General features: G+C 60.8%; 18 protein-coding genes, 2 pseudogenes and 1 riboswitch. Of the genes and pseudogenes, 9 read left to right on the plus strand and 11 right to left on the minus strand.

Going from position 1 to position 19551, the window contains the following annotated elements; genetic code table 11:
* Positions 1–144: 144 nt before the first annotated feature.
* Together ACXAIC_RS06930 and cydD are read right to left on the minus strand one after the other, a co-directional pair.
* On the minus strand, positions 145–1863 hold the full coding sequence (locus ACXAIC_RS06930) for an amino acid ABC transporter ATP-binding/permease protein (RefSeq protein WP_475175061.1): 1719 nt from the start codon (positions 1861–1863) through the stop codon (positions 145–147).
* Positions 1860–3638, minus strand: coding sequence for a thiol reductant ABC exporter subunit CydD (gene cydD / locus ACXAIC_RS06935; protein ID WP_475175062.1), 1779 nt, complete (start codon positions 3636–3638; stop codon positions 1860–1862). Before cydD ends, ACXAIC_RS06930 begins: the two co-directional genes overlap by 4 nt.
* 281 nt (positions 3639–3919) lie before the next feature.
* Here cydD and ACXAIC_RS06940 point away from each other — a divergent pair, with 281 nt between their 5' ends.
* A complete protein-coding gene (locus ACXAIC_RS06940; RefSeq protein WP_475175064.1) occupies positions 3920–4237 on the plus strand; it encodes a hypothetical protein in 318 nt (105 codons plus the stop codon).
* A gap of 52 nt (positions 4238–4289) precedes the next feature.
* Here the strand turns inward: ACXAIC_RS06940 and ACXAIC_RS06945 are convergent, their stop codons facing one another.
* Positions 4290–5789: a CoA-acylating methylmalonate-semialdehyde dehydrogenase gene (locus ACXAIC_RS06945; protein WP_475175067.1), complete on the minus strand. Its 1500-nt coding sequence runs from the start codon at positions 5787–5789 to the stop codon at positions 4290–4292.
* Positions 5790–6004: 215 nt separating this feature from the next.
* On the opposite strand from ACXAIC_RS06945, the gene ACXAIC_RS06950 reads away from it, so the two are divergent.
* The gene (locus tag ACXAIC_RS06950; RefSeq protein ID WP_475175068.1) at positions 6005–6883 is read left to right on the plus strand and encodes a LysR family transcriptional regulator; all 879 of its coding nucleotides are present in this window, start codon (positions 6005–6007) and stop codon (positions 6881–6883) included.
* A gap of 26 nt (positions 6884–6909) precedes the next feature.
* On the opposite strand, the gene ACXAIC_RS06955 is transcribed toward ACXAIC_RS06950, so the two are convergent.
* From ACXAIC_RS06955 to ACXAIC_RS06975, 5 genes are all read right to left on the minus strand, one after another.
* Entirely contained in the window at positions 6910–7515 is a 606-nt protein-coding gene (locus ACXAIC_RS06955; protein WP_475175069.1) for a thiamine phosphate synthase, read from the minus strand.
* Entirely contained in the window at positions 7512–8285 is a 774-nt protein-coding gene (locus ACXAIC_RS06960) for a thiazole synthase (RefSeq protein ID WP_475175071.1), read from the minus strand. The genes ACXAIC_RS06955 and ACXAIC_RS06960 overlap by 4 nt, the downstream gene beginning before the upstream one ends.
* A gap of 4 nt (positions 8286–8289) precedes the next feature.
* Positions 8290–8487, minus strand: a complete 198-nt coding sequence (thiS, locus tag ACXAIC_RS06965; RefSeq protein ID WP_475175073.1) for a sulfur carrier protein ThiS — start codon at positions 8485–8487, stop codon at positions 8290–8292.
* A complete protein-coding gene (locus ACXAIC_RS06970; protein WP_475175075.1) occupies positions 8471–9448 on the minus strand; it encodes an FAD-dependent oxidoreductase in 978 nt (325 codons plus the stop codon). Before ACXAIC_RS06970 ends, thiS begins: the two co-directional genes overlap by 17 nt.
* Positions 9449–9603: 155 nt before the next feature.
* Positions 9604–9723: riboswitch (TPP riboswitch) on the minus strand.
* A 27-nt stretch (positions 9724–9750) separates the two neighbouring features.
* A complete protein-coding gene (locus ACXAIC_RS06975) occupies positions 9751–10296 on the minus strand; it encodes a P-loop NTPase family protein (protein ID WP_475175076.1) in 546 nt (181 codons plus the stop codon).
* A 144-nt stretch (positions 10297–10440) separates the two neighbouring features.
* On the opposite strand from ACXAIC_RS06975, the gene ACXAIC_RS06980 reads away from it, so the two are divergent.
* Together ACXAIC_RS06980 and ACXAIC_RS06985 are read left to right on the plus strand one after the other, a co-directional pair.
* Positions 10441–11376: a pirin family protein gene (locus ACXAIC_RS06980; RefSeq protein WP_475175078.1), complete on the plus strand. Its 936-nt coding sequence runs from the start codon at positions 10441–10443 to the stop codon at positions 11374–11376.
* Positions 11377–11561: 185 nt separating this feature from the next.
* Positions 11562–12455: an ROK family protein gene (locus ACXAIC_RS06985; protein WP_475175080.1), complete on the plus strand. Its 894-nt coding sequence runs from the start codon at positions 11562–11564 to the stop codon at positions 12453–12455.
* Between the two features lie 31 nt (positions 12456–12486).
* Here ACXAIC_RS06985 and ACXAIC_RS06990 read toward each other — a convergent pair whose 3' ends face one another.
* Positions 12487–13539: an EamA family transporter gene (locus ACXAIC_RS06990; protein WP_475175082.1), complete on the minus strand. Its 1053-nt coding sequence runs from the start codon at positions 13537–13539 to the stop codon at positions 12487–12489.
* 266 nt (positions 13540–13805) lie between these two features.
* Between ACXAIC_RS06990 and ACXAIC_RS06995 the strand changes: the two genes are divergently transcribed.
* The 3 genes and pseudogenes from ACXAIC_RS06995 to ACXAIC_RS07005 form a co-directional block, all read left to right on the plus strand.
* On the plus strand, positions 13806–14405 hold the full coding sequence (locus ACXAIC_RS06995) for a MarR family winged helix-turn-helix transcriptional regulator (RefSeq protein ID WP_475175083.1): 600 nt from the start codon (positions 13806–13808) through the stop codon (positions 14403–14405).
* Positions 14406–14635: 230 nt separating this feature from the next.
* Positions 14636–14980 (plus strand): annotated as a pseudogene (locus ACXAIC_RS07000) (FKBP-type peptidyl-prolyl cis-trans isomerase); the annotation flags it as partial.
* A 39-nt stretch (positions 14981–15019) separates the two neighbouring features.
* Positions 15020–15361: pseudogene (locus tag ACXAIC_RS07005) on the plus strand (rhodanese-like domain-containing protein); the annotation flags it as partial.
* Between the two features lie 51 nt (positions 15362–15412).
* Here the strand turns inward: ACXAIC_RS07005 and ACXAIC_RS07010 are convergent.
* Both ACXAIC_RS07010 and sthA read right to left on the minus strand, forming a co-directional pair.
* Positions 15413–16834, minus strand: coding sequence for an 8-oxoguanine deaminase (locus ACXAIC_RS07010; protein WP_475175086.1), 1422 nt, complete (start codon positions 16832–16834; stop codon positions 15413–15415).
* A gap of 114 nt (positions 16835–16948) precedes the next feature.
* A complete protein-coding gene (sthA, locus tag ACXAIC_RS07015) occupies positions 16949–18349 on the minus strand; it encodes a Si-specific NAD(P)(+) transhydrogenase (protein WP_475175088.1) in 1401 nt (466 codons plus the stop codon).
* A gap of 200 nt (positions 18350–18549) precedes the next feature.
* On the opposite strand from sthA, the gene ACXAIC_RS07020 reads away from it, so the two are divergent.
* Both ACXAIC_RS07020 and ACXAIC_RS07025 read left to right on the plus strand, forming a co-directional pair.
* Positions 18550–19353, plus strand: coding sequence for a substrate-binding periplasmic protein (locus tag ACXAIC_RS07020; protein WP_475175089.1), 804 nt, complete (start codon positions 18550–18552; stop codon positions 19351–19353).
* An 11-nt stretch (positions 19354–19364) separates the two neighbouring features.
* Positions 19365–19529, plus strand: coding sequence for a hypothetical protein (locus tag ACXAIC_RS07025; protein ID WP_475175092.1), 165 nt, complete (start codon positions 19365–19367; stop codon positions 19527–19529).
* Positions 19530–19551: the final 22 nt, after the last annotated feature.

The raw sequence follows: 19551 nt of genomic DNA on the forward strand, positions 1-19551 counted from the left end.
AGAAATGGCAGTTTTTGTGAATTCAGTCCTGACTGGTCGAAGCGAGACGTGAGAACAGGTTCACCGATCCCTGTTTTCGCGGCTCGGGTCAATGCGACACATCGTACGCCCGCACCAAACCCGTCGCATCCCGTACCAGAAACACTAAGACAAACGCGGCGACCTGACTGCAGAGCCCTGCGCCTCCAAGGCAATAACGCGGTCCGCGATTTCCAGCTCACGCGCCTTGTGTGCGATCAGGAGCACGGCCGCCCCGTTTCTGTGTGCAAGAAAACAGGCTAGCACGTCCTGTGCAGTGTCCTCGTCCAGACCTTCGGTCATCTCGTCCAGTATGAAGAGGTCCGGATAGGTGAGAAACGCGCGGGCGAGCGCAAGTCTGCGCTGTTCACCGCCGGAAAACCCCAACCCGCCTTCACCCAGAACCGTGGCCAGACCAAGCGGACTTCCGGCGACACGCGCCGCAAGGGCGGCCTTTTCAAGCGCTTGCCACAAGTCGGTATCCGAAGCATTTGGGGCTGCAATCTTGAGATTCGCAGCGATCGTCTCGTTGAAAAGATATGCCCGCTGGCTCACGACCGTGACCTTTTCCCGCAGCAGCGCTTCCTCCAGATGTGCCACATCCTGCCCCATCAGGCGGATGGAGCCCTGGTCCGGCCGGCGCATCCGCGCCGCCAGTGCTGCGACCGTGCTTTTGCCACAGCCGCTGCGCCCGGACAGGGCCACGAGCTCTCCGGGCCGGATCTGAAACGACAGATCGTCCAGAACAGGCCGACCCGCGCCCGGATAGGCAAAGGACACATGATCGAACGTCAGGGCGTCAGTGGCGGCTGCGGCCGTTTGGGATCGCGCGAAGGCGTCAAGCTGGAGCGCCTGCCCGGAGGCGGTTCGCGGCGCAAGAGCCGGCCGGTCCGCAAGCGCTCCACCGGCATAAGCCCTCTGGGCCGCCAGCACCGTACGCGGCAGATTCGCCAGCCCCGGCAAGGTCATGGAAATCAGTTCCGGCAAAGCAATGACAACCAGCACCAGCCCCACCGCCTGGGGCAAGCCGAGTGTCCCGCTGGCTGCGCCATAGGCACACACGCACAGCATCAAGGCCAGAAAGAGCTGCCCAATCAGATTTGACACCCCGGTGAGCCGGGTAGCCCGCAGCTCCAGACGGTCTTGCGCGTCCCGCAGACGGTTGCCCGCTGCCAGGACCCGCTCGCCTTCCGCGTCCAGCCCGCCGTAGATCGCCAGATCCATGCGCGCGCTGGCAAGGTCGGCGGCGCGCAGGCGCATGGCATCGGACGCGGCTTCGGCCCGTCTTGCGCTGTTGCGGTCTGCGGCCGTAACCGACCGCGCTGCCAGAAGCGCCCAGGCGCTCAGGCAGACACAGCCGATGCCAAGTACCACAAGCGAGACCGTTGACCAGATCAGCAGCAGACCGCAGGCCACAACGGCGCACAGGCACAGGGGCACGACGAGACGCAAATAGACCGTGTCCAGAGCCGCAATGTCTGCGGTCAGCCGGTTGAGCGCCAGAGCAGAGCGCTGGCCGTGGCGCAGTTTCGCAGCCTGTCTGGCAAAGAGCCTGTTTCTGAGATCCCCCAGAAAGCGGAAAGTGGCGTCATGGGTCAGCATCCGCTCGCCGTAGCGCCCGGCAGTGCGGAAAATGGCCAAGGCCCGGATGACCGCACTCGGCGCAAAAATATTCAAAAAGGTTCCGGTCAGACCGGCTATGGCCGCAGCAGTGATGAACCAGCCGGAAACGCCCAGAAGCAGCAGCCCGGCTGCTGCAGGCACCAGCGCCACCAGAAGGCCGATCCAGAAATAAAACCGGTCGAACCGCTGCTGGCTTCGGATCAAATACCAGATCGCTTTCATGACGCGGCCTCCCGGGCGGCGGTCCCGTCCAGACTGTCCAGATCCAGCACCCGTCCGGGCAGATCCAGAACAGCCGGATTGTGGGTTGCAATCAGTGCTGTGCGGCCCTTGGCCAGGATCTTCAGCCCGGCAATCACATCTGCCGCCGTCTGCGCATCAAGACCTGCGGTCGGTTCATCGGCCAGAAGGATCAGAGCGTCCTGGCGCAACGCCGCACGGGCAAGAGCGATCCGTCGGATTTCGCCGACCGACAGGCCAAACCCGTTCTCCCCGAGCCGGGTCGCCAGACCGTTCGGCAGGCCTTCCACCAGGGACTGCGCCCCGGCAAGGTGCAAGGCCTGCCAGAGGTCCGCCTCGGAGACTGTTTCCGGATCGACGGCGGCTTTGAGAAGATTGGCCTTCAAACTGCCATGGAAGAGCTGCGGGGCCTGCCCAAGCCACATCACCTTTTGCCGCAGCCCCTTTGAGAGCGCGCCTGCGTCCATGCCCTCAACCAGCACTCTGCCCTGTTGCGGCTTGCGGAAGCCAAGCACACAGTCAATCAGAGTGGTCTTGCCGCTGCCGCTTCTGCCGGTCAAAAACACGGTTTCGCCGGATGCGATCTGAAGGTGAAAATTGCGGAACACCGTTTGATCTCCATGGGCCAAGGACATGTTTTCAAAGGCCAGACGCGGCGCCCGGCCGGACCTGAAGACCTGTAGCGGCTGCCCGGAAGAAACGGGGGCTGCGGTAGCGTCTCCGGCAACGGTCTGGATGCCGCCAAGCTCAACCGCCAGTTCTGACAGTTTCTGGCAGGCGGCCAGGCCCGCTGCCCGATCGTGATAGGCGGCGGAAAAAGCCCGCAAGGGCGCAAAAAACTCCGGCGCCAGTAAAAGCATGAAAAGACCTGCTGAATATCCAAGAGGCCCGCCCCAGGTGCCGGTCCTGATGTCGCCCAAGAGCGAAAAGCCGATATAGACGGCCGCAAAGGCAATGCCGAGCGCGGAAAACAGTTCCAGAACGGTCGAGGACAGAAACGCCACCTTCAGCACCCGCATGGTGCCAAGGCGGAACCGCTCTCCTGCACTTGCGATCTCTGATCTGGTGAAGTCCACGGCTCCGAACAGGGTCAGGGTCTCAAGACCCTTGATCCGGTCCAGAAGCACGCCGCTCAACCGGGTCAGTTCCTCTTGCTGGCCTTCGCTTGCCGCTTTCGCCCGGCTGCCGATCAGCGCCATGAACACGGGAATGACGGGTCCGGTCACAAGCAGGATCAGGGCCGCCAGCCAGCTGAAGCAGGCCGTCACCAGCACAATTGCGAGTGGCACGGTCTTGAGGCGCGTCAGTTGCGGAATATAAGTTCGGTAATAAGGACCCAAAAGATCGATCTGATCCGTCACATGGGCGGAGAACGCACCGGACGACGGGAACGAATCGGCGGGAGAGCGGGCAACCGCCGCCGTCAAAAGCGCCTGACGGGTCCGGGTCTGGATATCCCCTGCCACTTTGCGGGCCTGCGCCAGCCCGCGCATCTGCAGGGCGACCCGCAAAAGGGCGGTCAGCACGATACCGGCGGTGCATGCCAGCAACGGCATCAAGACCGCCTGAGGGCCGCCGCCGTCAGAGGGCCCGGCAAGGCCGGACAAGACATGCCCAAGCGCCCAGGCAATCAAACCGGCCTGCACAATCCAGATAAGGTCAGCCAGGGCCAGCAAACGCCCGGCCCGGCCGAGCGCCCACGCCTCAGCCCTGTCCGGCGTCCCGATGAAACCTTCTGTCTGCGTGTCAGTGTTCAAGCCTTCCCCACCATGCTTGAAGAGGGATACGGTTGTCCCGCATCTTCCGTCCATTTATTTTGCAAGATCCGCAGCAAACGCGTCCGGCACGGACCTAGACCGCGCAGACACGACATACAGCCTTGCCAATCCTCGCACCAGAACGCGCGCGTAAAAGCCGCAGGCAGCCATGCCGTCCACATGACCCCTGACCACATCAAGAGTGCTGACAGGATGCTGTCAGGAGGAGTGTGCCATTGTCTATCCGCAATAAAACGCATATTTCAAAAATGGAGACAGAGATGACGGATCATTGCCTTGAGCTCGTCGTTTTCAAGATCAAAGACCCTGAAGATGCCCGCAAAGCCCGGCGTGCGGCGCAGGACCTTGTGTGCCAGTATGACGGGTTCCTGTCCTGGACGGCCTATGAAGCGCTGGAAGATGAAGGATTGCTTGCCGATTTGGTCCTGTGGAAGGATCTGGCCTCGGCCAAGGCGGCCTCTGAGAAAGTCCTCAAAGATCCTGTGTTTGCAGCCCTGCTGGCGCAAATCGACGGGATCATTTCCCTGTCCCATTATCGCCCGGACCGGAGCGTAACAGCCCGAGCCCTTGCGGCCTGAATCAAAACAGGCGGCCCTTTGGCCGCCCGTTCATAGTCCTGCTCAGGGCCGGTTATTTCATGGTCGGAATGACGAATTCCGCCCCATCCTTCAGGCCGGACGGCCAGCGGGACGTCACGGTCTTGGTGCGGGTGTAGAACTTGATCCCATCCGGGCCATGCTGGTTCAGATCGCCAAAGCCGGACTTTTTCCAACCGCCAAAAGTGTGGTAGGCGAGCGGCACGGGGATCGGCACATTGATGCCAACCATGCCGATATTGATCCGGGACGCAAAGTCGCGGGCCGTGTCGCCATCGCGGGTGAAGATGGCCGTGCCGTTGCCATATTCGTGGCTGAGCGGCAGTTCCAGAGCTTCCTCGTAGGTTTCAGCGCGGACAACGGACAGCACAGGTCCGAAGATCTCGGTCTTGTAGATGTCCATGTCTCTGGTGACATTGTCGAACAGGCAGCCGCCCATGAAGTAGCCATTTTCATAGCCCTGCATGGAGAAATTGCGGCCATCAACGACCAGCTTGGCACCTTCCTTGACACCCTGGTCGACCAATCCCTTAACGCGGGTCAGCGCTTCCTTGGTGACGAGTGGGCCGAAATCGACATCATTGCCAGCGGTATACGGCCCGATCTTCAGGGCTTCGACTTTCGGCGCCAGCTTCTCGATCAGGGCGTTTGCAGTGGATTCTCCCACCGGCACGGCCACGGAGACAGCCATGCAGCGTTCACCGGCAGCGCCATAGCCTGCGCCGATCAGGGCGTCTGCGGCTTGATCCAGATCCGCGTCCGGCATGATGATCATGTGGTTCTTGGCGCCGCCGAAGCACTGGGCCCGCTTGCCGTTGGCCGTTGCCCTTGCATAGACATATTGCGCAATCGGCGTGGAACCGACAAAGCCCACGGCCTGGATCGTGTCATCGTCACAGATCGCATCCACGGAGCTCTTGTCGCCATTGACGACGTTCAGAACACCGGCAGGAAGGCCTGCCTCAATCATCAGCTCGGCCAGCATGATCGGCACGGACGGATCGCGTTCGGAAGGCTTCAGAATGAAGGCGTTGCCGCAGGCAATGGCCGGGCAAAATTTCCACATGGGGATCATCGCCGGAAAGTTGAACGGCGTAATACCCGCAACCACCCCCAGCGGCTGGCGCATGGAATACATGTCAATGCCCGGGCCAGCGCCCTCGGTGAACTCGCCTTTGAGAAGATGCGGTGCGCCAATGCAGAATTCGGCAACCTCAAGGCCGCGGATCACGTCGCCCTTCGCATCCGGCAGGGTCTTGCCATGTTCGCGCGACAGCGCTTCTGCCAGCTTGTCCATGTCCCGGTTCAGGAGGTCAACGAATTTCATCATCACGCGGGCGCGGCGCTGCGGATTGGTCGCGGCCCAGGCCGGCTGCGCGGCTGCGGCGCTGGCAATCGCCTTGTCCATTTCGTCCTGGCTGGCCAGGGCGACCTGCGCCTGGATTTCGCCGGTTGCCGGGTTATAGACGTCCGCGAAGCGGCCGGACGTGCCGTCCACGCGCTTGCCATCAATGAAATGACCAATTGTCTGCATGTTCCAGATCTCCCTTGAAACCGGGCTTCTTTGCCAAAAGGCACATGGCCCGTACATGTGTTCCTGTCTTTTTCGCTTTTATTTTTGTCATATACAAGATCCAGATTCTCGGATCTGTTGTGCATTTTTTATAGTAATCTTCACTTGATCACGTATGGGCTGTGACGGACACGGCCGTAAGGGCCGATCAATAGGCCAGGAGAATCGCACACGATATGAACTGGGACGATATTCGCATATTCCTGACCATTGCCCGCACAGGGCAGATTCTTGCAGCGGGAAAACGCCTTGGCCTGAATCATGCCACCGTTGCACGGCGTCTCACCGCTTTGGAGGAAAGCCTGGGGGCCCGGCTGTTCGACCGGTCCACCTCGGGTTGTCTTTTGACCGAGACGGGCAGCCGTTTTTTTGACCGTGCTGAGCGGATGGAGGCCGAAGCGCTTGCCGCCGAAGCGGATCTGGGCGGCGACACGCCCGAGATTTCCGGCACTGTGCGCATCGGCGCACCGGACGGGTTCGGCGTTGCCTATCTGGCGCCAAGGCTCGGAGAGCTTACCGAAAAGCATCCTGGCCTGACCGTGCAGCTGGTGCCAGTCTCCCGGTCCTTTTCCCTCTCCCGCAGGGAGGCCGACATCGCCGTGACCATTGATCGTCCGGAAACCGGACGGCTGGTCGCCGGCAAGCTCGTGGATTATGCGCTCGGTCTCTACGCGTCAAAACAGTATCTGGCGCAACATGGCGCACCGGATACCGCCAGCGATCTCGGCGGACACGATCTGATCGGCTACGTGGAAGATCTGCTGTATTCCCCGCAGTTGAACTACGGCACCGAGTTCTTCAAGGACTGGACGGCTCGGTTTGAAATCGCCTCCGCGCTTGGCCAGACAGAAGCCGTCCGCGGCGGCGCCGGGATCGGCATCCTGCACGACTTTATCGCGCGTGGAGACAGAAGTCTTATACCTGTTCTGCCGGAGGTCAAACTGCGGCGGGCCTATTGGATGGTCACCCATGAAAGCTCCCGACCGCTGCGCCACGTGGCTGCGGTTCAGGAGTTTTTGCGCGACCTTGTCGCCCGCGATAAATCAATCTTCTGACCGGCTGCAGCCGCCTTGCTCAGCTTCTAGCGCCAGCGCTGCGTTGCCGCGATCCATTCCAGCGTCCGCGCTTCCGGATCGGCGCTACGGGTGATGTCAGTGACCACCGCCGCGATGTCTGCCCCGTTTTCAAAGACGCCCGGCAGCCGCTCCGGATTGAGCCCGCCAATGGCCACCAGCGGAAGACCACCGATTTCCTGCTTCCAGCGACCGATCTTCTCGACACCTTGCGGCGCCCATTTCATCGTCTTCAAAATGGTCGGATAGACAGGACCGAGCGCGACATAGTCGGGATTGGCGGACAGGGCCGTTGCCAGCTCATCCCCGTCATGAGTCGATACGCCCAGCTTCAGGCCCGCCTTGCGGATTGCACGGGCATCGGCCTCCGCCAGATCCTCCTGGCCGAGATGGACAAAGTCACAGCCTTCCTCGATGGCCAGCTGCCAATAGTCATTGACCACCAGCTGGCAGCCATGCTTTTCGCAAACCGTCCTGGAGGCCGCGATTTCGACCCGAAGCTCCTCCTCGGACATGTCCTTGATGCGCAGCTGCACCAGTTTGACACCAAGCGGGATCAGCCGCTCTATCCAAGCGGAACTGTCAACGATGAGATAGAAGGGATCGAGTTTCATTCAAATACCGCCATTCCAAGAACCGGGGTCGAGGGAACCGCAACATCGCGCGGCTCCAAGGGGTGGGCTTGATAAGCGCTCCGGCCAGCCTCAATCGCCAGCGAAAAGGCCCGCGCCATGGCAACGGGATCCCCGGCCCTGGCAACGGCCGTGTTCAACAGCACCGCATCAAACCCGAGTTCCAGAACCTGCGCAGCATGGGACGGACGGCCAAGCCCGGCATCCACCACCAGTGGAATGCCGCTGAAATGGCTGCGATACGCGCGCAAGGCATCCGGATTGACCGGTCCTTTGGCCGACCCGATTGGCGCGCACCAGGGCATCAAGACCTCGCACCCCGCCTCCAAAAGCCGTTCCCCGACCACCACATCGTCGGTTGTATAGGGAAACACCTTGAAGCCGTCCCCGCTTAATATACGGGCCGCCTCCACCAGCGCGAAGACATCGGGCTGGAGACTGTCGTGGTGGCCGATGACTTCCAGCTTGATCCAGTCGGTCTGGAACAGGTCCCGAGCCATTCGGGCGGTGGTGACCGCCTCCTGAACCGAGTGGCACCCGGCGGTGTTGGGTAGAATCTTGACTTTCAGCTCCCGGATCATGGCCCAGAACCGCCCGCCGGAGCCGCTGCCAGCCGTTTCCCTGCGCAAGGAGACGGTCAGGATCTGCGCGCCTGAGGCCGAAACAGCCTCCGCCAGGATCTGCGGGGACGGATATTGCGCTGTGCCGAGCAGAAAGCGCGACCCGACCGTTTCGCCATAAAAGGTCAGCATAGGCTTACCCTCCCTGCATCGGCGACAGGATCTCGATCCGGTCCCCGTCCTGGAGAACACAGCCGGCCCGTTCTTCGGCGGCCACAAGGTCCCCGTTTCTGGCAGTGGCCAGAAAGTCATGGTCATAGGCCAGTTCCTCAAGCAGGGCGGCCAGTGTTGCACTGGCCCGGTCCTGCGCTTCGCCGTTAATGATGAGCTTCAAGGGAGGTCTCCTGCAAAAGGGAAAGGATCCTGTCTGCCGCCGAAACGGCAAAATGGGGGGCAAGCAAAAAACCGTGCCGGTAAAACCCATTCAGGGAGACGCTATTGCCGCTAAAGACAAGGCGCGGCAGATTGTCAGCATAGGCCGGGCGCAGGCCGGCCCCGGTCTCAACGATCTTGGCCTCGGCAAAACCCGGATGAAGGCTGTAGGCAGCGTTAAGCAGTTCCATGGCTGAGCGCACGGAGACCGGGCCATGGTCATCGCTTTCAATCATCGTTGCCCCGACCATGAAATGCCCGTTCTCCCTCGGCACCACATAGACAGGGATGCGCGGATGCAGAAAGCGGACCGGGCGGGAGAACGTGACTTCAGGCGCATGCAGTATCAGCATTTCCCCGCGCACCGCACGCAGCGCGGGGTCTGGCGCCGCCATGCCCGTGCACTCGACGCTCAAGCCCATTCCGGCAGAGAAGTCCCGGCAGCCAAAGCGGATCCCGACCCCGCGTTCGCCCAGTCCGGCCTCTAGACCCTTGAGAGCCTTGCGCGGATCAAGATGGGCTTCTCCGGCAAAAAACAACCCTCTTGCGAACCGGCCTGCCAGATCCGGCTCCAGAGCGCCCAGCGCTTCGGCATCCACCCAGTCAAAACCGCTTGCGCGCGACGCAAAGCGGGTCAGTTCTCCAGAATCTCTCGGTGCGGCCACCACGATCGTCCCGTTGCGGTGCACCTCCCCGGGCACGGCTTTGTCCCACCAGCCGATGGATTTTTCACCCCAGGACAGAACTTGTTCTTCCGCGTTTTCCCGCTCACACCAGGGAGCCAGCATACCTCCGGCGAGCCAGGACGCACTGGCGCAAAGGCTCTCGTGGCGTTCAATCACCTCGACCTCGAGGCCGCGCGAGGCAAGTTCGTGCGCCAGCACCAGACCGGCAACACCTGCGCCCTTGATTCCGACCTTCATGACAGTGCCCAGGTCAGACGCAGATGTATCTTCTGCCGGACAGACCCGCTTGAAATCAGAAAAGCCATAGGATGTGTCTCCGCAAGGACCCTGAGAAGGTCCGGGTCCGGTCCCGTGGTTTCGGAAGGGAGCTCACAGCCCATTGCCGCGCCCCTTCTCGGGGCCGCACACCCTCCCTTCGCCAGCATGACCTGGATCAGGTTCGTCGGGTCCCTGCGCTGCCTCATGAGCCAGCAGTATCTCAGCCCCTTGTCAGGGCACCCCGGGTGAAACCACCTTGTGCCGCCAGATCCCGGTTGTTGTCAAGTTACCCTTGGGACGGCGCGCGCCCGGGCCGGAAGCCCGGAGAGAAAGGCCTGCACCTCCCCGATTGTCTCAAACCTCAGAACCGTAAGGTGGTCCGGTGGGGCCTGATATATCTTTTCAAGTTTCAGACGGGCGCTGTGCCGGGTGCGCCAGATATAGCTCAGAAAATCAAGGGTCTGCCGGTCAAAGACTTCCGGGCAGCCCTCGGCCAGATCCGGGCGGTTCTGGCCGTGATACCGGATGGAGCGTTTCAAGACCCGGAACAGCCGCCGGGCCACCGGCACATCCAGCCAGATGAAGGTATCTGCACGGGCGACCCGTTCCGCATAGGTGTTGGAATGGCCGCCTTCGAAAATCCAGGCGTCTTCCATATGAACCTCGTGGCTCATCCGGTCCTTTTCGGCCATGGTTCTTTGAACCCAGCCGGGGCGATAGTGGATCTTGTCCATGTGATAGACCGGAAGGCCGGTCTTTTGGCCCAGCGCGACGGCAAGCGTACTCTTGCCAGAGCCCGGACCACCAACAATCATGACGCGCTTCATGCCGACCTGCACCTTGAAGAAAAAGGCCCGTCTTTATAGCCGCTTCTGAGCAGAAGAAAACCTGAATCAGACTGTTCAATGGACACGTCCCGACACGCGGCCCAAATGAGATGTCAGACGCGAATTGACGGAGAGGAAAAACTGATGAGCTGGTTGAACTGCCCTGATCCCATTCCCGGAGTTGCCTCAAGCTGTGACCCGATCGAAACAATCATAGTCCCGCGCACATCAGACCTCGGCGGCTTCTCGGTCCGCCGCGCCCTGCCCTCGGCAAAGCGGCGCATGGTCGGCCCGTTCATCTTCTTTGACCAGATGGGACCGGCGGAGCTTCTGGTGGGAGGCGGCATAGATGTGCGCCCGCATCCCCATATAGGGCTGGCCACGGTCACCTATCTGTTTGAGGGCGAGATGTATCACCGGGACAGTCTCGGCACGGAGATTGCCATTGCCCCTGGCGCCCTCAACTGGATGAGCGCGGGCAAGGGCATCGTGCATTCCGAACGCGAACGGCCGGAGCGCCTGACCGCCAAACGTCCTCTCTTCGGTCTGCAGAGCTGGGTGGCGCTGCCGAAACACCTGGAAGAAGGCGACCCGACCTTTCAGCATCACGGAACGGAGGAACAGCCGGAATTCTCCGACAAGGGCGCTTCGGTCAAACTGATTGCGGGCAGTCTTTACGGCCACACGGCGCCAGTCCAAACCGCATCTGAAATGTTTTATGCGGACATCACCCTAGATCCGGGCGCCAAGGTGCCGCTGGATGCCGGATGGGAAGAACGCGGCCTCTATACAATCTCCGGTCAGATCACCATCTCCGGGCAATCCTTTGACCCCGCCCAGTTGCTGGTGTTCAAGGCAGGCGATCATTTGGTGGTCGAAAACACGACCTCTACCCCGGCCCGGTTTGTGGTTCTGGGCGGTGCGCCCATGGATGGCAAACGCTATATCTGGTGGAACTTCGTCTCCTCTTCGAAAGAGCGGATCGAGCAGGCCAAGGAAGACTGGCGGCAGGGCCGCTTCGACACGGTGCCGGGAGATGCGGAAGAGTTCATTCCCCTTCCCGACCGTCCCGGCCCCTGACACTGCCTCACTGGCAGTCCTCTGTTTCACCAGCTTTCAAACCCCGCCCGCTTGCGCAGGCAGGGTTTTCTCTGCCAAGACAGGTGTGAGCGACACGCGGGTCTTCAGACAAGTCCCGCAGCAGCCAGAACAGGCAAGCGGCCAGAACGGGGAAACGGCCAAAACAGGGAAACGGGTGGAACGGGATGCGGCTGGGCATTGACTGGGGCGGAACCAAGATCGAAATCATCGCTTTGTCCGACGGGGGGACAGAGCTTTTCCGCCAGAGGGTCGACACGCCGAGAGACGATTATCAGGGCTGTCTGAGGGCTGTTCAGCATCTTGTGGCCGCGGCCGAACAGGCCACCGGAACAACCGGAACCCTCGGGCTCGGTATTCCCGGCTCCTTGTCCCCGAAAACCGGCGTGGTCAAAAACGCAAATTCAACCTGGATGAACGGCCAGCCGCTGGACAAGGACCTTGAAACCCTGCTTGAGCGGCCGGTGCGCATTCAGAACGATGCCAATTGCCTTGCGGTCTCAGAGGCAACCGATGGTGCGGGCGCGGGCGCCCATATTGTGCATGCCATCATTATCGGAACCGGGTGCGGTTCTGGCATCGCCATTGACGGCAAGGCGCATCTGGGGGCCAACGGCATTGGCGGCGAATGGGGCGGGATCTCCGTTCCCTGGCTTCGGGCGGACGAGTTTCCGGGCCCGGACAGCTGGATCGGCCACAAGGGCGTGATTGACCGCTGGTGTTCTGGCACCGGCTTTCAACTCGACTATGCGGAGCGGACCGGCACGGACCTGAAAGGGCCGCAGATCATGGACCTCAAGCGCTCCGGGGACGCCGTGGCAACGGCGGTTTATGACGCCTATGTCAGCCGTCTTGGCCGCGCAATGGCCATGTCGGCCAATTTGCTGGACCCGGATGTGTTTGTGCTGGGCGGCGGCATGTCGAATATTGACGAGCTCTACGGTGACCTTCCCGCTGCCATGGCCCCCTTCATCTTTTCCGATACATTCGACACGCCGATCCGCAAGGCCGTGCATGGGGACAGTTCCGGCGTGCGCGGCGCGGCCTGGCTTTGGACCTGACGCGCCTGCCCACCAACTGCTGAGCGCTTGATCAGGCGCGCCCATTCCCCCGTCCTTGGGAACGGCGCTGGCCGAGAGTGACAAGAACAATCCCCAGCCCCACAAAGGCGACAGCGGCCAGCTTTGCCCCATTCGGCACTTCGTTGAAGACCAGATAGCCAAGTGCAAGCCCAAACACGGCTGCGACAGACCCGATCTGACTGAGATAAACCGGCCCGGCCGACTGCTGCAGGCGGAAATACAGACCGTATTGCAAGCTGAAGATCAGCGTTTGCGCGGCGAGCAGCGCGGCCGCCTCAGCGCTCCAATGCGAAGGCAGCACGGGGATGTCCCACAGGCTGGTAAAGACCATCAGCACGGCAACGCCCACAGCCATCATGCCAAGGGCCAGATCAACCGGCTTGGCGCCTTGGGGCCATTTCAGCGTGCGGAAGATGTTTCCGGCCGCCAGAAAGAACGGGATCAACAGGGCCAGGGCAGACCAGAGAGACGCCTCTGCGGAAAGCTCCGCCCCCGACAGGGCCAGCAATAGCCCCCCGGCGAGCCCGGACAGAACCCCTGCCCCCATCAGGAATTGCAACCGCTGCAAACCCAGGATCACCGCAAAGGCATAGGTGAGCACCAGAGGAAAAGCGTAACACAGGGAGACAAAGCCCGCCCCCACCTTGGGCGCGGCTACAACCGCAATCATGTTGGGGGCTATGAACAGCAGACCGGAGATCAGCGTGAAGACCAGAATGGACCGCAAAGGGGCATGGTGCCGCTGAACGGCCCCGTGCGCCTGCGGGCTCCGGGCCCGGTATCTCAGCCGGGTGACAGCGAAAAGCCCGGCTGCGCCCCCGAGCATCGACCACTGCAGCAGCGCGAGCGGATGCCAGCCAAACGCTGGGGCGGCCTTGGCAAAGAGGGTGGACAGGCCCAAAAACCCTCCGACCACCACCAGTAGCAGCAAAGGTCTGTCCAGGAGGGCTGTCCCTTGGGGTGCCTTCCGGACCATCTTCTGAGAGGGCCTTTGGGGGGCATGCGGCTCTGCGGGAGCGGCCTCCCCGGCCCGCATGTCCTGCGCTTCAGCTTGAATAGTCATGATCTGTGCTCCTCGTCCAGTTCGCTTCCCGGCGTGCCGGACATGCATGTGTGACAGCTCTTGGGCGCAGACCTGGCCCTGCCAGCCTCGCGCCTTGCTGATGACAAGATAGCTCTTTGTATCTTGATATCAAGATACTTATTTTCAAGATTCTTGACATCTCTTGACTTTCAATCCCAAAAAGGAGATCTTTTCCCCTCCCAGCCCCTTAGAAACCTGAGGGAAAGTCTTCTGTTTGGAGGAGACTGGAGCCCAGGAAACACGATTTGCCCAGACGCAGCGCGACCATGAAAAAACCGGCCAAGGCCCCGTCAAAATCGAAAGACCATCTGTTCGGGGACCCGGAGGAGTTGCTTGCCGACCGCGCAGACCGGGCACAGCGGCAATGGCAAAGTGAAGTGCCGGAGGTGGCTGGCAAACTGCAACCAATGGTGCTGCTGGGGCGCCTCAACGAGGCCGCTCAGATCATGAGCCGGGACTATCTGGTGCCTGCCTATGCGGAGATTGGCCTGAAATCTGGCGAATTCGATGTACTTGCCACCCTGGTGCGCTCCGGACCGCCCTACAAACTCACCCCGACGGAGCTGTACCGTTCCACGATGATGAGCTCCGGTGGCATGACTGCCCGGGTCGACAAGCTGGAGAAGGCCGGACTGGTGGACAGGTGCCCGCACCCTGAAGACCGGCGTGCGCTGACCGTCTGCGTGACCCCAAAAGGGCTCAAACTGGTGAAGGACATGATCCCCGGCTATGTTGACATGCAGAGCGACGCCGTAAACGGCCTCAGCCCGGACGAACAGGAGCAACTCTCCTCTCTTCTGGAAAAGCTGATCCGCACCGCCAGCGATCCGCTCTCTGGCAACTGACCGGCCTTTTTCAAGCTGCCGCAGCGGCTCTGGGCACTTGAAATTGTGCACTGCAATCAACTCGTGGAGAACCGCTTGCGCTTGCTCAAAGGGCCTAGGCGGCCCTGATGATATGTTGATACTCACGTGAGACACTGCACACGGGAAGCGGCCTCCCGGCTCGGGACCGCGCAAGAAAAACGGATATGACGATGCTCAAATGGCTGTCCAGCCTCCTCCTCATCCTGATGATGACAGGCTCCGCCGCAGCACAAGGTGAGTTGCAGATCCGCGATCTGGAAAAAGGCACCGGTGAAGAAGCCAATGTCGGGGAAACCGTCGTCGTGCACTATACCGGCTGGCTTATGGACGGAACGAAATTCGATTCCAGCCGGGACCGGGGCAAACCGTTTTCCTTCACCCTTGGTGAGCGCCGGGTCATTCCAGGCTGGGAAAAAGGCGTGGAAGGCATGCAGGTGGGTGGCAAGCGGGAACTGATCATCCCGCCCGATCTGGCCTATGGCGCCCAAGGTGCTGGCGGTGTTATCCCCCCCAATGCCACCTTGAAATTTGAAATCGAACTGTTGGATGTGAAGGGCAAAAAGTTCTCCGACATCGGCAACGAGGACCTGAAGAAGAAGCTTGCGGCCGGAACCACCGTCATCGACATCCGCAGTCCCCGGGAATGGAAAGAAACCGGCGTTCTGCCCGGAAGCCGTCTTGTGACCTTTTTCGATGCGGACGGCAATGTGAACCCGCATTTTCCAGACCGGCTCAAGCAGATCGTCACCGATCCGGACGAGGAAGTCGTCCTAATTTGCAGGTCTGGCCACCGCAGCCAGATTGTTGCAAATTACCTGTCCAGCCAGGCAGGCTTTTCCCATGTGATCAACGTGAAAAGCGGGGTTCTGGGCTGGATCAGCGCCGGGGGCGGCCTGACCGAAGCGGTCATGCCGGAGAGCTGCTGGCTCTGCTGAAACACTCGCGCCTTATGCCCTCAGACAGGTCTCAACCAGGTGAAAATGGTATCATGAGGCCGAGGCGAGTTCCAGGCTCATCCGGTTGTGCTCCCTGACCACCGGGTCTATATCCATCGTCGCGATCCGCCCGTCCTCCACAATCACCTTGCCGTGGATAACCGTTGTTCTGGCCGAATGCGGAGAGCAGAACAGCACAGCTGCCACCGGATCGTGCAAACCGCCGGCAAATTCAAGGGCGCCCAGATCCAGAGTGAAGAAATCGGCGCAGTTTCCAGGTTTCAGGGAGCCGATATCATCCCGGCCGAGCACTGCCGCACCGCCGCGTGTTGCCAGTTCCAGCGCCTCGCGGGCGGTCATCCACTCGTTGGCCCGCAAGGGGTGGGACGGGGGCAGCAGCGCATGTTTGCGCGGGCCTTCCGGCGGCATCAGGCCAAGCTGAAGCCGGGCGAGCAGCATGGCCTGGCGCACTTCCATCAGCATATTCGAGCCGTCATTGCTTGCCGAGCCGTCGACGCCCAGACCGACCTTGACCCCGGCGGCCATATATTTTTTCACCGGTGCAATGCCCGAGGCGAGCCGCATGTTGGAACAGGGGCAATGGGCGGCACCACAGCCGGTACGCGCAAACAGGCGGATCTCATCATCATCCACATGGATCGCATGGGCGAACCACACATCCGGCCCGGTCCAGTCCAGCCCCTCCATCCACTCAACCGGCCGTTTGCCGAAGCGCTCCAGTGTGTAGCGTTCCTCGTCCACGGTCTCGCATAAATGGGTGTGCAGCATCACGCCCTTGTCGCGGGCAAGGCGGGCGCTTTCCTTTAAAAGATCTTCGGAGACGGAAAATGGTGAACAGGGGGCCACCACGATCCGCGTCATCGCCCCACGCGACGCATCATGGTAACGGTCGATCACCCGGATACTGTCGGCCAGAATTCCTTCTTCCTTCTCAACACAGTCATCCGGTGGCAGCCCGCCATCGCTTTCACCCAGGGACATGGAGCCCCGGCTGGCGTGAAAGCGCACGCCGAGATCCCGGGCGGCTTCGATCAGGTAGTCGACCTTGTTACCGCTCTGGAAAAGGTAGGAATGGTCGAACACCGTGGTGCAGCCGGAGAGTGCCAACTCGGCCAGCCCCACAAGCGCACTGCTGCGGGAGGCTGCCGGGTGGGTCTTCGCCCAGATCCGGTAATGGGCCTGGAGCCAGGGAAAGAGATTATTGTTCTGGGCCGCAGGCAAATTGCGGGTCAGAGTCTGGTTGAGATGGTGGTGGGTGTTAATGAATCCGGGCAGCACAATCTGGCCGGACGCATCAATCACCTGATCCGCCGCCTGAGGCAGGTCCTCTGTCGGGCCGACTTGGGTCACCATGCCGTCTTCGGCATAAAGACCGCCGTTTTCAATTTCCCGGCGCCCCTCATCCATTGTCACCAGAATGTCGGCATTCTTCAAAAGCAGGGTCTTGGCCATGGCAAGGGGTCCGGTCTGTCGGCTGAAATCCAAATCGGCAGGCACACTAGCCCGCCCCGTCCGATCGCGCCATGCGCCTGGAGCGGAAACACTTTCTGCTGTTTCCGATAGCCGTTAGTCTGCCAGCGGCGGCATCCGGTTCCACGCATCCAGGGCCGCAATCTTGTAGGCTTCGGCCAGGGTCGGATAGTTAAACGTGTTCTCCACGAAATATTCCAGCGTGCCGCGCAGGTTCAAGACCGCCTGTCCGATATGGACCAGCTCGGTCGCCCCCTCGCCGACAATGTGACAACCGAGCAGCCGCCGTGTCTTGAGCGAGAAGATCAATTTCAGCATGCCGGTATCCAGGCCCATAATATGGCCCCGGGAGGTTTCCCGGAACCGGGCCACCCCGCATTCATAGGGAATTCCGCGCTCCCGGATTTCTTCCTCGGTCATGCCCACCGTGGAAATTTCCGGCACCGCATAAATGCCATAGGGAAAATATTCCGGCGGATCATAGGCCTGTTCGCCCAAGGCCTGACAGGCCGCAATGCGTCCCTGTTCCATTGAGGTCGAGGCGAGACTCGGGAAGCCGATCACATCCCCGGCGGCATAGATATGCGGAACCTCCGTCTGGAAGGTTTCCGGATCAACCTTCAGCCGTCCTCTGTGGTCCACGCCCAGACCACAATTTTGCGGCTGCAGCGAACGCGTTGCGCCCATACGCCCGGCGGCAAACAGGATCACATTGGAGCGCACGCTGCGCCCCCCTTCCAGGGAGATCTCACAATCGGCCGGACCGTGCTTGACGATCTTTTCAACCTTGGCCCCGAACCGCATGGAAATCCCCCGGTCCCGGAGCTGATGGGTGAAATCGGCCACCAGTTCCTTGTCGAGAAAATCGAGCATGGAATCGCGCGGCTCGACAAGTGTCACATGAACATCCAGAGCGGAGAAAATCGAGGCATATTCCACCCCGATCACCCCGGCACCGATTACGGCAATGGAGCGGGGAATCTCCGTCAGCTCCAGAATTTCATCGCTGTCGAGAACATATTCGCCGTCAAAGGGCACATAGTCCGGACGGAACGGCCGGGTGCCGACCGTGATGATGAATTTGTCCCCGCGGTAGGTCAGCACCTCGCCTGCTTCACCATGAACCTCGATCTGATGCGAATCCAGGAACCTGGCTTCCCCGCGCACTGTATCAACCTTGTTGCGGGTGAACTGATGCTCCAGAACGTCCACTTCATGGTTCAAGGTGATATGCAGGCGGGCCCTGAGATCCGCGGCGGTCAGGTCCTGTTTGACCCGGTACGAGCTGCCGTAAAAGCCCCGTTCGCGCCAGCCTGTCAAGTTGAGCACCGTTTCGCGCAAAGTCTTTGAGGGGATGGTGCCGGTGTGGACTGACACACCGCCGACCCTGCGCCCGCGCTCAACAACCAAAACACTGCGGCCGAATTTTGCAGCCTGAATCGCCGCCCTGCGCCCGGCCGGCCCGCTGCCGATCACGATCAGATCGTACTCTTCCATGTGCCCCTCATCACCGCCAGTGCATATTGCTATGCACAAAATATGTCGCATTGCAAAACAGTATATGCGCGTCCCGGTCAAGCAGTAGAGCGAAAAACCGTTAAGTTCCGAACAATTGCCGCAATACCAACCGGAAATTGCCATCTGGAATAATTTCCCTAACGGAATACAATGAGCAGACTCAGCAAACGGGGTGACAGGTGATTTCCTTTGGCAAGACAATGATCTGGATGGCCTGCACGGGCGCACTTGTGCTGTCCGCCCCCGGACAGGCACAGACCCTCACATTCGCTGCGGATGAATGGTGTCCTGTCAATTGCGGCCCGGATGCCAAGGCTCCCGGCTATATGATTGAAATTGCCAAGGCCATTCTGGAACCCCGAGGCTACCGCCTGCGCTACGAGCAGATCACCTGGGCCCGCGCACTTCTGATGACCCGCTCCGGCCATTTTGACGGCATCTATGCCAGCACGCCGGGAGAGGCAAAAGGATTTGTCTTTCCCAGCGAGGCTCAGGGCCAATACCGGATTGGGCTCTTTGTCTGCAAGGACGATCCTTGGCGCTATCTCGGCCCATCATCGCTGGACCAGAAATCTGTCGGTGTCATCATCGACTACAGCTATGGCGAGGACATTGACCGGGAATTGAAAGACCATTCAGAGCTGGTCCAGACGGGCGGTACGCATGCCCTTGAACAGAATATCAAGACACTTCTGGCCGGCCGGCTCAACATGGTGGTCGAAGACATCAATACCTTCGCCTACAAGGCAAATGAGCTGGGGCTATCGGGCGAGTTCAGACTGGCCAAGGCCTTTGAGGAAGACGATCTGTTCATCGCGCTCTCTCCGGCCAAGGCCCAGTCCCATGAGATCGCACAGGCCCTCTCGGACGGTATGGCCGATTTGCGCCGCAGTGGTGAACTGGACCGTATTTTGAAGAAATATGGTCTTTCCGATTGGAACCCCTTTCCAGATGAAGGCACCCACGCCCCGAAAACGGACTGACGGCCGGGCCGGTGGCGCTGAAGCTCCTGTCTCCAGCTCCCCATGCGCTAACCGGCAACAATTCCATTGCCATCCCCCGCCCAGTCGGCTATGCGTCTTGGCATGAGCATGATCCTTTCAGCAGCATGGTGGTGGCGCAGCGCGACATAGGCGGCCTGCGATCCTTCATGTTCTGACAAGATCGACATAAACCATCAG

The sequence above is a fragment of the Roseibium sp. AWQ4_254 genome (assembly GCF_056161025.1).